This window comes from Streptomyces hokutonensis, assembly GCF_042751305.1.
Lineage (GTDB): Bacteria > Actinomycetota > Actinomycetes > Streptomycetales > Streptomycetaceae > Streptomyces > Streptomyces hokutonensis_A.
Window position 1 is genome coordinate 512,316 of record NZ_JBHYWD010000002.1, and the last position, 13,496, is coordinate 525,811.

Genomic DNA, 13,496 nt, shown 5'->3' on the forward strand with positions numbered 1-13,496 from the left:
ATCAGCGCACCGGTCCACGACGGCGAGACGGGGGGCGTCGCGCACCGCATGGCCTTTTGGGTGAACCGGCCTCCCCTGTACGGAGATTGCCCGCATTCACCTTTGAAAAGGATGGTCATGCCCCGCTGGCTCCCGAAAACCGCCCGGCTCTCGAAAAGAAGACGTCGGGCAGGCGGCGCCACAGCCGCACTTCTCTTAGCCGCCGCTCTCCAGGGAGTGGCCGCACCGCAGGCATCGGCCGCCCCGAGCTGCTGGCGTGACACCTGCTCGGGTGTCGACCCCGTCGACGCGGGCTGCGACGCGGACGCCGAGACCCTCCAACAGGTGGACGAGGCGGACGAATCGGTCGAGGTGAAACTCGTCTGGTCCCCGGACTGCCAGGCCGTGTGGATGAAGGTCTCCTACGACCCTTCGGTCTCGGTCGAGGACGTGTACGGATCGTTGTGGACCACTGACGAGTTCACCGGCGGCATCGAATGGGCCAGTACGACCGGCCTGCTGACGAGCACTCGGCTGAGCGCCTACACGCCGATGCGCAACTGGAAGGACACCACGACCAAGGCCTGCTGGAACGACCAGGGCGACCGCTTCGACCCGTTCCCGCTCCACTACGAGCAGAACGGCAACGACGCGAGCCTCTCGCCCCTGCACGGTCTCTGCACGGATTGGATGTGAGGGCAGCCATGTACCGATCGCGGATGTTCCGCTCGCGGATCAGAAGGCCCCGCGTGTCCGGCCCGGTCCTGGCCCTGTTCGTCCTCGCCGGCTCCCTCGCCGCACTGCCCGCGGCGACGACCGCGACCCCCGCGCAGGCCGCGCCCGCCTCCGGCGAACTCTTCTCCGACCCCGGCAAGGCCCTCGGCTCCCACTACACGGACTCCAAGGACATCGATGTCCAGGCCACGGGCGACTCCGGCGGCCTGCACATCCTCGCGGCCAAGGAGAGCGACGGCTTCACGTTCCGGGAGATCGCCCGCCTGGGCAACGGGGAGCTGTCCGACGTAGGACCATGGACCGGCTACGTCTGCACCACCGGCTCCGGCCGGTACGCCGCCGCCGTGTACGCGCCCTCCGCATGGACCAACCAGCCCGGCGCCACCGCCCGCGGCGCCTTCGCCGCCGTCATCCGCCTCTCCGACGGCAAGGTCACCGAGGTCGCCGACGGCGTGCAGCTCGCCTACTTCAGCCCCGGCTGCGGAGACGGCGACCGTGTGATGTTCACCTCCAGCTCCGTCACGGACACCGACATCGGCGACACGACCCTCATCGAGGCCGACGCCGCCACGGGACGGGTCGGCAGCGAGCGGAAGATCGCGGGCCAGCTCACCCACGTCGTGCCGACCGCCCACGGCGACTACGGCGTCCTGGGCGGCAAGCTGGTCACGCTGACCGGCAGCGGCAAGAAGCTGAAGGCCACGGTCGAGGCGAAGGTGCCGGGCCCGCTGTTCGCGCTCACCGCGTCGGCGGACGGAGCGGTCGACATCGGGACCGTCCAGAACGGCAAGAGCGTCGTGACCCGCTGGCAGGGCGGGGCGCTGACCCGACTCGGCGCCGGCACGGAGGGCGAGGTCAAGCTCTTCCCGGCGAAGGGCGGCGACATCGTCGCCGGTGACGTGGCGGGCATCGACACCACGCACGCTCCCGGTCTGGTCCGCCGCGCCTTCGACGGCCGTCCCACGGGCGTCTCCCGAGAGGGTCACCTGGTGACCACCTCGGTCTTCTCGGAGCAGATGAAGGGCGTCACCGGCAAACTGGGCTCCCCCTCGGACGAGGGCTCCGGCCTGATCACGGTGAAGGCGACCGCGACCGGGACGGACACGGCGGCCACGACCGCGGTGGACGCGAGCCGGCCACTGCCCACGGACGCGGACACGACAGGGACGGAACCAGCCGTGTCCGCCCCGGCGATCACCGCGGCGGCCGACGACGTGGATCCGCTCACCTGCGGCGAGGGCGGTCCGGAATCCCAGTGCCTGACCTCCAGCGGAGCCGACGTGTACGGGCCCGTCACCTTCATGGAGACGCCCTGCGTGGTCAAGCGCAACGACCCCCAGCGCCAGGCCCTCCAGCCCAGCGCGAACATGGTCGAGTGGGCGGTGGACCAGGCCGTGCACGGTGACCTCACCCTCACCCGCCCGGCGAACTGGCACGACACGGGCCTGTCCGCCTACAGCCCCCAGGGCCTGTTCCCCAAGGCCGGCCTGACCGACGGCGACAGCGTCCCCGCCCAGGTCATGCTCGGCATCCTCGCCCAGGAGTCCAACTTCAAGCAGGCGTCCTGGCATTCGGTCTACGGCGACTCGGGCAACGTCCTGCAGGCCGACTGGTTCGGCAACGGCGCGAGCATCCACTACTACCCGGACCGCACCAAGGCCGACTGCGGCTACGGCATCGGTCAGGTGACCACCGGCATGTCGGAGACCAAGCCCGACGCGTACGACGCCCTCCACGCCGGCGCGATCGCCACCGACTACGCCTCCAACATCGCGGCCGGACTCCGCATCCTCACCGAGAAGTGGAACCAGCTGAAGGCGCTCGGGATGAACGTCAACAACGGCAACTCCAAGTACATCGAGAACTGGTACATGGCCCTGTGGGGCTACAACTCCGGTGTCTACACGGACCCTTCGGCGAAGACCGGGCTCGGCTTCCTCAACAACCCGGCCAACCCCGTCTACCCGGCCGACCGCGCCGCCTTCCTCCGCTTCGACACCGGCGACGCCGCCCACCCGGCCGACTGGCCGTACCAGGAGAAGGTCCTGGGCTGGGCCGAGGTACCGCAGCAGACCTGGAACGCCGAACCGTCGTACTCGAAACCCGACATGCCGCTGGCCAACGTCATGCTCAACACCCCCACCAGCTACGACTTGTTCTGCGACCCGAGCGTCAACGCCTGCACCCCCGGCGCGGCCGACCCCTGCCCGAGTCTGGACGAGCAGTGCCGCTGGACCCAGGGCGTCACCTGGATCACCGACCAGCAGGACGGCAACTCGTCGACGGAGAACCTGGCCTACAGCCTGGGCTCGGCCGAACCGGCCCTGGAGAGCAAGTACGACCACGGACCGTGCATCGACTACCCGAACGGTGACGAGACGGCCCTCATCGTCGACGACCTGGGCGAGCACGAGAACACCTACGGCTGCCAGGACATCGTGGGCGCCGACGACGGCAAGTTCACGCTCCAGACCGGCGACAACATCACCATGCAGCGCAGTGACACGACCTGGCGTGCCACTCCGTACATCGCGCAGATCGACATCCACCAGCTCGGCGCCGGCTACGACAACCATATCTACTTCACCCACAGTTACCCCGCGGGCGACATCTTCCACAAGGTCACCGGCCGCTGGGAACTCAACCAGGCCCGCCTGCCGGCCGGCGACCAGCCCGGCAAGCGGTTCGACGTGTTCGTCCACCTGCCCAGCCATGGCGGCCAAGCGAACGTGAAGTACAACTTCATCCCCGGAGACAACACCGTGGGGGCCGAGCCGGACTTCTGCCACGTCAACCAAGCGACGTACAGCAACGGCAACGACACCTGGATCGAGTTCGGCACCTTCACCTTCTGGAAGGGCGGCCGTATCGAGGCGGACAACCTACACGACGCGGGAACCGGAGACGCCGACGTCGCTTTCGACGCGATGGCCTTCGTTCCGCACAACAGTAAGGTCACCAAGTCGCTATGCAACCTGAACGACAGCGGCACGTGAGGGGCAGGAACACGGGGGCGGTGCTGGTGCTGACCGCGGTGGCAGCGGCCCTGACGCTCACCGCCTGCACCAAGCACGAACAACAGGATCCCCCGGTGGTCGCGGGCGCCGAGGACAAACCGTCCCCGACGAAGCCGAGTCCCACCCCCTCCTTCACCCCGCCGTCGGCCGCCACGCTGCCCACCCACGCGATCCCGGCCGCCGAGATGCCGAGGCTGGGCGAGGCGACAGTCATGGCCAAGGGCTATACGGGCAAAGCGTTCCTGGCCGACCTCTCGAAGACATGGAGCATCACCCTCGGAGCCCCGAAGGAGGAGGAGTTCCCCGGGGGCCGCAAGGAAACAGTGATCACCGGCGACAACGGCAAGGGTCTGTCCCTGCTCCTGACGGTCACCAAGGCCGACGAGCTCGTTCTCCTGGACTGCATCGCCAAGAACGGCAACACCCACACCACCGCCTTCCTCCGCGCCTGCGCCGCGGTCGATGCCCCGGGCGCCGACCCGGACAAGGCGACCACGTGGTTCGACCAGGCCAAGAAGGAGACCGACACCCTGTACGCGAAGAACAAGGAGGCCACCGTCAGCGGCATCCTGACCACCGGAAAACTCGTCATGTTCGTGAACAGACTGACCGACTCCGAACAGCTGAAGATCTTCGGCGGCGGAACCGCGGAGAACTACTGACCCGCCCTGCACTCGGCCCCCGTCCGCATCTGCGGTCGGGGGCCGAGCCCTGAACGACTTCGGCTTGACGGCCCGTCAGCCGAGGGTGAAGTCGTCCGCCGTGACGTTGGACTGGCCGTACCAGCCGTGGACGTAGACGGTGACCGTTCCGCTGCTGCCGGTGGTGAAGGTGACCGACAGCTGGTTCCAGCTCGTGCTGTTGGACCAGGTGCTCGCGGAGGCGCCGCCGCTCACTCCGAGGTAGGCGTACGGTCCCTGGACCCAGGCGGTGAGCGTGTAGCTCTTGTTGGGGGACAGGGTGACGGACTGGTCGCATTCACCGGTGCTGCTGGCACTCGGCGTGACCTGAAGGCTGTGGCTGCCGCTGTGTACCGGACTGGAGACCACCGCGCTGCCGCCCGTGCAGGTCCACGGGCTCAGACTGCCGGTCTCGAAGCCCGCGTTGGTCAGCGAGCCCCCGCCGCCGCCTCCGCCAGTGCTGCTGGTGACGGTGAGGGTGTACGTGGCGCTGTGGCTGCCGGTCGCGGCGGTGCCGGTGACGGTGATCGGGTAGCTGCCCGCGGCCACGGACGAGCCGACCGTTGCCGTCAGGGTCGAACTGCCCCCGGATGTAACGGAGTTGGGGCTGAAGGAGACGCTGACGCCGGAGGGTGCGCCGGAAGCGGAGAGGCTGACGGACTCGGCGCTGCCGGAGGTGACGGCGGTGGAGACGGCCGAGGTCGCCGAACCGCCCTGGGCGACCGAGGCTGAGCCCGGCGACAGGGACAGTGAGAAGTCGCTGGTGGTGCCTCCGCCGCCGCCCGTGCCCGTGTAGGGCACGAACGCGTCGGTGAACGCGAGGCTGTTCTGGCTGATCTGACTGCACGTGGGCAGGGAGTTGGCGCTGCCGCCGCACGCCTGGTCCCGGGTGATCGCCCAGAACGCCAGCCGGCCGACGCTGTTCTGCGCGGCGAAACTCTCCACCGTCTGGGCGTCGGCCAGGGTGAAGGTGGAGCCGTCGTCGTTCTTGCCGATCATCGGGGTGATGCCGAGGTTGGCGTAGGTGTAGCCGGAGTCGACGGACTGCATCTGCGCCAGCGTGGCCTTCGCCGCGGAGACGGCGGCCTGGCCCATCTCGGTGCCGGTGCCCGCGTAGTAGTCCATCGCCATGATGTTGAGCACGTCGATCTTGATGCCCGCGGTTTTGGCGGCCTTGACGATGTTGACGCCGTCGCCGGTCAGCCCGCTGGTCAGCACCGGGAGGGTCATGGAGAACTTCAGGTTCGGGTTGGCCGCCTTGAGGTCCTTCATCGCCTGCATCTGGCGGGCCGCCGCGGCGGTGTCCGCGATGGCGGCGCCCTCGATGTCGAAGTCGAGCTGGGTGACGCCGTAGTCGTTGATGATGGCCTGGTATCCGGCGTCGATGCTGCTCTGCGTCGAGCACGTCCAGGCCAGCGGCTCGCCGCTCGCGCCGCCGGAGGAGATGATGACCGACGCGCCCTCGGACTTCGCCTTGGCGATCAGGGGGTCGGTGAAGGAGTCGTTGCCGATGGGGAGTGTGTCGCCCCAGATCTGGTTGCAGCCGACGCCGAGCACGAAGGCCGCTGTGTACGCCTTGAGTTGGTGTCCGGTGATGGCGGTGTCGAGCAGCCCTTCCTGACTGTTCGACATGTCGACGTAGGGGGCCACGGAGTAGACGCTGCTTCCCGCGGCGCTGCTCGCGGGGGCCAGGGCGACGGTGACGCCGCTGACCGAGAGCGCGAGGGTGCACACGGAAGCCGCGAGTCTTGCCAGGCGCATGACAGATCCCCTTTCGGGGGTGCCTATGGGGAGGGGGAGTTGGGGGGGCGCGAAAGGCTTTGGTATATACCAAACAACTCCCCGAGCCCTCCGTCAAGAGGACTAGACCAACGGACTCCCCTCTCCTCCGCCCGGCTCAGGCCGTCTTCGCCGCGCGTGCAACCAGGTCCAGCGCGATGTCCGTGATCATGTCCTCCTGGCCGCCGACCATCGCCCGGCGCCCCGCCTCGACCAGGATGCTGCGCGTGTCGAGGCCGTAGCGTTCGGCCGCCGTCTCGGCGTGGCGCAGGAAGCTGGAGTACACGCCCGCGTAGCCGAGGCTGAGGGTCTCGCGGTCCACCCGTACCTCGCGGTCCTGCAGCGGTCGTACGAGATCGTCGGCCGCGTCCATCAGCGGGAACAGGTCGCAGCCGTGCTTCCAGCCCATCAGGTCGGCGACCGCGACGAACGCCTCCAGCGGACAGTTGCCCGCCCCCGCGCCCTGGCCCGCGAGGGAGGCGTCGACGCGGATCGCGCCGCCCTCGACCGCGACGACCGTGTTGGCCACGCCCAGCGCGAGATTGTGGTGGGCGTGGATGCCCAACTCGGTCTCCGGGGCAAGGACTTCGCGGTAGGCGCGGAAGCGGTCCCGGATGCCGTCCATCGTCAACCGCCCGCCGGAGTCGGTGACATACACGCAGTGGGCCCCGTAGGACTCCATCAGCTTGGCCCGGCGGGCGAGTTCGGCGGGCTCGGCCATGTGGGACATCATCAGGAACCCGGCCACGTCCATGCCCAACTCCCGTGCGGCTGCGATGTGTTGGGCGGAGATGTCGGCCTCGGTGCAGTGCGTGGCGACCCGTACCGAGCGGATGCCCAGCGCGTGGGCCTGCTTGAGGTCGTGGACGGTTCCGATACCCGGCAGGAGGAGGGTCGTCGGGATCGACTGTTGTACGACGTCGGTTACGGCCTCGATCCACTCCCAGTCGGTGTGGGCGCCGACGCCGTAGTTGATGCTGGAGCCCGACAGTCCGTCGCCGTGGGCGATCTCGATGGCGGCCACTCCGGCGGTGTCGAGGGCGGCGGCGATCGCGCGGGCCTGGTCGACGGTGTAGCGGTGGCGCACGGCGTGCATGCCATCCCGGAGCGTCACGTCCTGGACGTAGAGGGAGGGGTTCACTTGGCTGCCTCCTTTTCGGTGCGGGCGGCCATGCGTTCCGCGGTGCGCAGGGCGGCCGAGGTCATGATGTCGAGGTTTCCGGCGTAGGCGGGGAGGTAGTGGGCGGCGCCCTCGACCTCCAGGAACACCGACACCTTGAGCAGTTCGCCCGTGCCCGGCGCGAGGGTGCGCAGCGGGTCGTCGGCGGCGACCTTGTCGTACTGCACCTGCTGCTTGAGGCGGTAGCCGGGCACGTACGCCTGAACGCGGCCGACCATCTCCTCGACGGACGCGGTGACCGCCTCGGTCGCGCAGTCGGAGACCAGGCAGTGCACGGTGTCCCGCATGATCAGCGGGGGTTCGGCCGGGTTGAGGACGATGATCGCCTTGCCGCGCGCGGCGCCGCCGACCGCCTCGATGGCCTGGGAGGTGGTCTCGGTGAACTCGTCGATGTTGGCGCGGGTGCCGGGGCCGGCCGAGCGCGAGGCGATGGACGCGACGATCTCGCCGTAGTGGACCGGCGAGACGGCGCCCACGGCGGCGACGATCGGGATGGTGGCCTGGCCGCCGCAGGTGACCATGTTGACGTTCGGGGCGTCGAGGTGGGCCTCGCCGTTGACCGGCGGGACGACGTACGGGCCGACGGCGGCCGGGGTGAGGTCGACGAGGGTGCGGTCCAGGGGGCGTAGGACCTCCTCGTGGTGGCGGTGGGCGCCGGCCGAGGTCGCGTCGAAGACGAGGTCGACGTCGGCGAACTCGTCAAGTTTGACGAGTCCTGCGACACCCTCGTGGGTGGTGGCGACCTTGAGGCGGCGGGCGCGGGCCAGGCCGTCGGAGTCCGGGTCGATGCCGGCCAGCGCGGCGATCTCCAGGGTCTCGGAGAGGCGCAGGACCTTGATCAGGAGGTCGGTGCCTATGTTGCCGGAGCCGATGATGGCGACCTTGGTGGTCACTTGCCGTTCCCTTCTGTGGCTTCCGCTGCGAAGCGGACCCGTACCGAGCCCAGGTCCGAGATGTGCGCCTCGAAGGTGTCTCCGGGGGCGGCCGGGGTCATCGGGCCGAGGGCGCCGGTCAGCACGAGGTCTCCCGCGCGGAGTGGGTCGCCGCGCTCCGCGAGGGCCGAGGCCAGCCAGACCGCCGCGGTGAGGGGGCTGCCGAGACAGTCGGCGCCGGTGCCCTCGGAGACGGTCTCGCCGTCCCGGCTCATGGTCATCGTGACCGCGCGCAGGTCCACGGCGGTCAGCGGTACGGGCGTCCCGCCGAGGACGTACAGACCGCAGGAGGCGTTGTCGGCGACGGTGTCGACCAGGGAGATGTCCCAGTTCCGCACCCGGCTGTCGACGATCTCCAGCGCGGGCAGCGCGAAGTCGACCGCGCGCAGCACGTCCACGATCGTGCACTCGGGATGCGGCAGGTCCCGGCCGAGGACCAGCGCGACCTCCGCCTCCACCTTCGGCTGGAGGAGCCGGCCCACCGGCACCTCGCCGCCGTCCGGGACCGCCATGTCGGCGAACAGGGCGCCGAAGTCCGGCCGGTCCACGCCGAGTTGGCGCTGTACGGCGGGGGAGGTCAGGCCGATCTTGCGGCCGACGACGCGGCGGCCGGCGTCCAGGCCGCGCCGGACGTTGAGCTGCTGGACGGCGTACGCGGTCTCCAGGCCGCCGCCGTCGAGCAGGTCGCGCACCGGCGGGCAGGCGACCCCGGTACGGGTGGCCTCCGCCAGCAGGTCGGCGGCCTTGACCACGGCCGGGGGCTCGGCGTCCGGGCGGGCGCCGTCGGGGACGGTGGGCACGGGTTACCTCCTGGGAGAGCAGTGCGGGTACACCCCTCGGTATAGACAGCATCCCCGCCAAGGGACAATCTTTGTTCCGTGACACGGAACAGCACGGGCGGCAGCATGCTGGAGAAGGCCGCGCTCATCCTCGAATGCTTCAGTCCGAGCGGCGGACCGTACCGTCTGTCGGAACTTTCGGAGCGCACCGGACTCCCCAAGCCCACCGTCCACCGGCTCGCGGCCGACCTCGTCGGACTGGGCTGGCTGGAGCGCTCGGGCCCCCGCTATCTGCTCGGCGCGAAGCTCTTCGAGCTGGGCTCGCTGGTCCCGCACCGGCGCGATCTGCGCGAGACGGCCCTGCCCTTCCTCCAGGACCTGTTCGAGGCCACCCGCGAGACCATCCACCTCGGCGTCCGCGAGGGCATGGAGGTGGTCTACCTGGAACGCATCCACGGCCACGAGGCACTGCGGCTGCCCTCCCGCATCGGCGGCAGTCTGCCCCTGACCTGCACGGCCGTCGGCAAGGCGCTACTGGCCTTCTCCGGCGCCGATTTGACGGAGGAGGTGCTGTCCCGCCCGCTGCCGAGTCTCACCGCGCACTCGATCACCGATCCGGCCCGGCTGCGCACGGCCCTGGAGAAGATCCAGGTCTCCGGCCTCGCCTACGAGGAGCAGGAGGCGGCCTCGGGGGTGAGCTGCATCGCGGCCCCGGTGTTCGCCGGCGACACCGCGGTCGCCGCCCTCTCGGTCGCCGTACCGCGCACCCGCTTCCGGCCCGCCCAACTCGCCCCGGCGGTAAGGACGGCGGCGCTCGGACTGTCCAGGGTACTGAGAGGCGGAGGCGCCCCACGGTCTCCACTGTCCTAGCGGCGAACCCGACCGTACACTGACAAGTCACGGTAACGGGGGCGTTGTTGAGCGGGGGGAGAACCATGTCCGGGGATCAGTACGGCGGTTATCAGGGATACCAGGGATATCAAGGAAATCAGGGGTCTCAGGGGTTCGCCGTTCCGCCCATGCCCACCTCACCTCCATCCGCCCCGCCGGACCGACTCAGATCCGTCGCGGTCGGCCTCCTCAACCTCAGTGGCCTCGGCCTCGGTTACGCGCTGACGCGCCGCTGGCTGCTGATGGCCGCATGCTGGGTCGCGACCGTCGTGCTGCTGCTGGTGGCCCTGCCCGCCGACCCGGACGGCGTCTCGACCCCGCTCGTCGTGCTGTACGTCGTGTTCCTCGGATTCGCCGCCGTCCACGGCGCGTTGGTCGGTCTGCGTACCCGGCTGGCCTGGCCCGCGGCCGCACCCCTCGCGCTCGTGCTGGGCCTGGTGCTGCTCGCCGTACCCGCGGGGGGAGTCGTGCTGTACGACAACGCCCGTAACGAGGCGACCCAGCAGATGCTCCTCGACCGGCTGGACAAGGCCGACCAACTCGTGGCGGACAGCGGGCGGTTGTCGTTCTCCGCGGCCGAGCCCCACTACCGCCAGGCGCTGGCGGTGTACGACAACCTCACCACCGCGCACTCCGGATCGCGGGCCGCCGGCAAGGTTCCCGACCGGCTGAAGACGTTCTACACGACGGTCGCCGGGGCCTACGCGCAGAAGAACTACTGTGACGCGATACCCCAGTTGAAGTATCTGCGGACCGTCCCCGGCACCATCGGCAAGAAGCAACTGGGTACGCTGACCACCTGGCCGGACGACCGGCTGGCCACGTCCCTCTACGAGTGCGCCTCCGCCTCTCTGGCCACGCAGAGCGCCGACTGGCCGACGGACTTCGGGGCTCTGCTGGCGACGTTCCCGCACTCGTCCCAGGCGGGCCAGGTCGAACCGGCCGTCAAGTCGGCCGTCACCAAGGCGGCGCAGGGCGTGAGCGGCAGCCAACCGTGCGCAGCCGTCGAGCAGTTGAAGAATCTCTCCTCCCAGATCGGGACGCTGGAGGGCGGACAGGCGGGCGTGGCCGACGAGCTGAGCGCCGACGCCACGCGGGCCGACGGCCAAGCCAGTGCCGGGGCCTACCAGTGCGGTGTCTCGCAGTACAAGAGCGGCGACTTCGACTCTGCGCTCAGCACGATGAACGACTTCGTGAAGAACAACACGCACGACAAGAACCGGGCCCGCGCCAAGAAGATCGCGATCGCCGCCGAGGTGGCCCAGACGGTTCCCGCCGCGGGCAAGAAGCTGCCGACAATGGCGTCAGGCGGGAGCATCTCCGTCACGGTCAAGAACGACAGCCCCGACGACATCACCGTCCTGTACACCGGGCCGGTCACCGGCAGCTTCACGCTCAAGGGCTGCGGGAGCTGCACGACGTACTCCCTGTCCACCACTCTGCTGTCCGGGTTCAAGCCGTGCAGCGCCGGCAAGAACTACCCGCAGAAGACGATCAGTCTGCCGACCGGCACCACGTACTTCGTGCACCGGCCGGACAGTTCGACCGCGAGCCCGGCCTCGGACACGGCCAAGCTCAGGTCGGGCTACATCTACACGGAGTGCGCCTACGCAACGGGAGGCTTCGGCACCGGCTGACGCAGGAGGTCGCTCAGAGCAGCGCCGGTGCGTGGAAGTGGACGGTGCCGAGGCCGGTGGTCAGGTCGCGGTCCAGCCAGTAGCGGCGCGGCTCGGCGAGGATGACGGCGACGCTGACGCCGAGCAGGCCGGGGATCCTGGCCGGCTCGGCGTCGACGAAGCGCGCCAGGGCGGAGCGGTCGGTCACCAGGCCGGTGGCGAGCACCGACATGTCACTGGCCACCTGGGCGGCGAGCCGCGTCTGCGGGAGCTGGTCGATGCGGTGCATGACCTCGGGGGTCGCCCCCGGCGCCACCCGCAGACGCAGGACGAACGCGGTCTGGAAGCCGAGCCACTCCGACCCGATCTCCAGGCGCGGCTTGACCCATCCCTCGTCCAGGACCCGGGGGACGACACGGTGCGCGGTGGAGGTGGCCAGACCTGTGGCCCGCAACACGCTCGCCTCTGACGCGCGGCCGTCACGGAGCAGTTCGGCGATGACACCGCGCTCCGCCTCGCTCAGCGGCTTGGCCGGGGGTGTCGCGGTCGCGGTGTCCTCGGGGCGGGCGCCCGCGACCTTCAGGAGCTCGGCGCGCTCGGTGTCCGTGAGGAACTGCGGGTCCCAGGCCCGGCCCCGGCGCAGCACGGCTGGACGGTGCTCGTCGGCATCGCCGTGCTGATCACCTTCATGAACCTCGTCATGACCAGCGGCTCCGCACTGTGGGCGCTGGCCGCACCGGTCCTCGTGCCCATGCCGATGCTCAGCCCCGCTGCTCGACCTCGCCCGGGAAGTCGCCCGCGCGCAGGATCGTGAAGCGTTGCGCGACACCGCCGTCGGCGGCGCGAGCGCCGCCAACTTCGTCACCGTGCTCGGGTTGCCGGTGCTGTGCGGCATGGGGGCGGTGGGCGACGGGGCGCATGCGCAGGGGGAGTTCATCCATCCGGATGCGGTGCCGGTGCAGACTGCGCTGGTCGCGGGGTTGTTGGGGCGGCTGGCGGAACCGCTTAAGGGATGACCGCGATTGGTCCGCCCGGGGTGGGGCGTGTCATGGGACCGACCCCCGGCCGGGGACAATCGGTGTCATGACGGACGACAGAGACGATCCCGAGAACCGCCTGGCCAGGATCGAGCGGCTGCTGGAGGACGGCAGGCGTGATGTGGTGCCCGCGTGGCGGCAGGTCACGCGCGGGGAGACGCGGTGGGCCGTGTCGGCCGTGATCCTGGTGGCGGTCGCCGTGCAGCTGATGCTGCCGCACCGGCTCGCCTTCCAGCCGTACTGGCTGCTGCCGACTCTCGAACTCGTCCTCATGGTCGGTCTGTTCGCCGCCAATCCGCGGCGGATCGAGCCGGGCACGCGGTGGCTGCGCTGGCCGAGTCTGGTTCTGACGGGGGTCATCAGCCTGGCCAACAGCTGGGCGGCGGCCCGGCTGGTGTTGGGCCTGGTCAGGGGCACCGAGGGCCTGGACGCGGGGCCGCTGCTGCTGACCGGCGGGGGGATCTGGCTGACGAACGTCATCGTGTTCGCCCTCTGGTACTGGGAGTGGGACCGGGGCGGGCCCATGGCGCGGGTCATGGGCAACCATCCCTACGCCGACTTCCTCTTCGTCCAGATGCAGAGCCCGGAGACCGCGCCACCGGACTGGGAGCCGGCGTTCCTGGACTACTTGTACCTGTCCTTCACCAACTCCACGGCCTTCAGCCCGACCGACGTGATGCCGCTCTCGCGCTGGGCCAAGATGCTGATGATGGGCCAGTCCTCGGTCTCCGTGTCGATCGTCGTCCTGGTGGTCGCGCGGGCCGTCAACATCCTTCGCTAGCAACGGACAGGGGCGCGCCCGCGGGCGCAGCCCAAGCCGGCCCCGCGTGCGCGCGCCTCTTTCGAGAGGGCGCGCGCGCTGCACCAGAGG

10 protein-coding genes and 3 pseudogenes are annotated in these 13,496 nt (G+C 69.8%); 8 read left to right on the forward strand and 5 right to left on the reverse strand.

The features are described 5' to 3' along the window. Positions 1–216: 216 nt before the first annotated feature. The 3 genes from ACFXC1_RS08505 to ACFXC1_RS08515 are packed head-to-tail and all read left to right on the forward strand — an operon-like array spanning position 217 to position 4,393. Positions 217–675 (forward strand): DUF2690 domain-containing protein, encoded by a 459-nt coding sequence (locus tag ACFXC1_RS08505; RefSeq protein ID WP_381240570.1) that lies wholly within the window; start codon positions 217–219, stop codon positions 673–675. Between the two features lie 53 nt (positions 676–728). Then, positions 729–3,710 carry a hypothetical protein gene (locus tag ACFXC1_RS08510; RefSeq protein ID WP_381240572.1) on the forward strand — a complete coding sequence of 994 codons (2,982 nt, stop codon included), beginning with the start codon at positions 729–731 and terminating at the stop codon, positions 3,708–3,710. A 20-nt stretch (positions 3,711–3,730) separates the two neighbouring features. Then, a complete protein-coding gene (locus ACFXC1_RS08515; protein ID WP_381240575.1) occupies positions 3,731–4,393 on the forward strand; it encodes a hypothetical protein in 663 nt (220 codons plus the stop codon). Positions 4,394–4,468: 75 nt separating this feature from the next. On the opposite strand, the gene ACFXC1_RS08520 is transcribed toward ACFXC1_RS08515, so the two are convergent. The 4 genes from ACFXC1_RS08520 to mhpD form a co-directional block, all read right to left on the reverse strand. Then, positions 4,469–6,172 carry a carbohydrate binding domain-containing protein gene (locus ACFXC1_RS08520; protein ID WP_381240578.1) on the reverse strand — a complete coding sequence of 568 codons (1,704 nt, stop codon included), beginning with the start codon at positions 6,170–6,172 and terminating at the stop codon, positions 4,469–4,471. Between the two features lie 136 nt (positions 6,173–6,308). Further along, positions 6,309–7,331 carry a 4-hydroxy-2-oxovalerate aldolase gene (gene dmpG / locus ACFXC1_RS08525; protein WP_381240580.1) on the reverse strand — a complete coding sequence of 341 codons (1,023 nt, stop codon included), beginning with the start codon at positions 7,329–7,331 and terminating at the stop codon, positions 6,309–6,311. Continuing rightward, positions 7,328–8,263, reverse strand: coding sequence for an acetaldehyde dehydrogenase (acetylating) (locus ACFXC1_RS08530; RefSeq protein ID WP_381240582.1), 936 nt, complete (start codon positions 8,261–8,263; stop codon positions 7,328–7,330). The genes dmpG and ACFXC1_RS08530 overlap by 4 nt, the downstream gene beginning before the upstream one ends. Next, the gene (gene mhpD, locus ACFXC1_RS08535) at positions 8,260–9,102 is read right to left on the reverse strand and encodes a 2-keto-4-pentenoate hydratase (RefSeq protein ID WP_381240584.1); all 843 of its coding nucleotides are present in this window, start codon (positions 9,100–9,102) and stop codon (positions 8,260–8,262) included. Before mhpD ends, ACFXC1_RS08530 begins: the two co-directional genes overlap by 4 nt. 105 nt (positions 9,103–9,207) lie before the next feature. On the opposite strand from mhpD, the gene ACFXC1_RS08540 reads away from it, so the two are divergent. Both ACFXC1_RS08540 and ACFXC1_RS08545 read left to right on the forward strand, forming a co-directional pair. Next, on the forward strand, positions 9,208–9,951 hold the full coding sequence (locus ACFXC1_RS08540) for an IclR family transcriptional regulator (RefSeq protein ID WP_381241129.1): 744 nt from the start codon (positions 9,208–9,210) through the stop codon (positions 9,949–9,951). 149 nt (positions 9,952–10,100) lie between these two features. Beyond that, positions 10,101–11,609 carry a hypothetical protein gene (locus ACFXC1_RS08545; RefSeq protein ID WP_381240587.1) on the forward strand — a complete coding sequence of 503 codons (1,509 nt, stop codon included), beginning with the start codon at positions 10,101–10,103 and terminating at the stop codon, positions 11,607–11,609. Positions 11,610–11,622: 13 nt separating this feature from the next. Here the strand turns inward: ACFXC1_RS08545 and ACFXC1_RS08550 are convergent. Next, a pseudogene (locus ACFXC1_RS08550) lies at positions 11,623–12,237 on the reverse strand (Lrp/AsnC family transcriptional regulator); the annotation flags it as partial. Between ACFXC1_RS08550 and ACFXC1_RS08555 the strand changes: the two are divergent. From ACFXC1_RS08555 to ACFXC1_RS08565, 3 genes and pseudogenes are all read left to right on the forward strand, one after another. Further along, a pseudogene (locus ACFXC1_RS08555) lies at positions 12,235–12,351 on the forward strand (AbgT family transporter); the annotation flags it as partial. The pseudogenes ACFXC1_RS08550 and ACFXC1_RS08555 overlap by 3 nt on opposite strands. Next, positions 12,350–12,604, forward strand: a pseudogene (locus tag ACFXC1_RS08560) (M20 family peptidase); the annotation flags it as partial. The pseudogenes ACFXC1_RS08555 and ACFXC1_RS08560, both read left to right, overlap by 2 nt. A gap of 67 nt (positions 12,605–12,671) precedes the next feature. After that, a complete protein-coding gene (locus ACFXC1_RS08565; protein WP_381240589.1) occupies positions 12,672–13,406 on the forward strand; it encodes a hypothetical protein in 735 nt (244 codons plus the stop codon). The last annotated feature ends 90 nt before the right edge of the window (positions 13,407–13,496 follow it).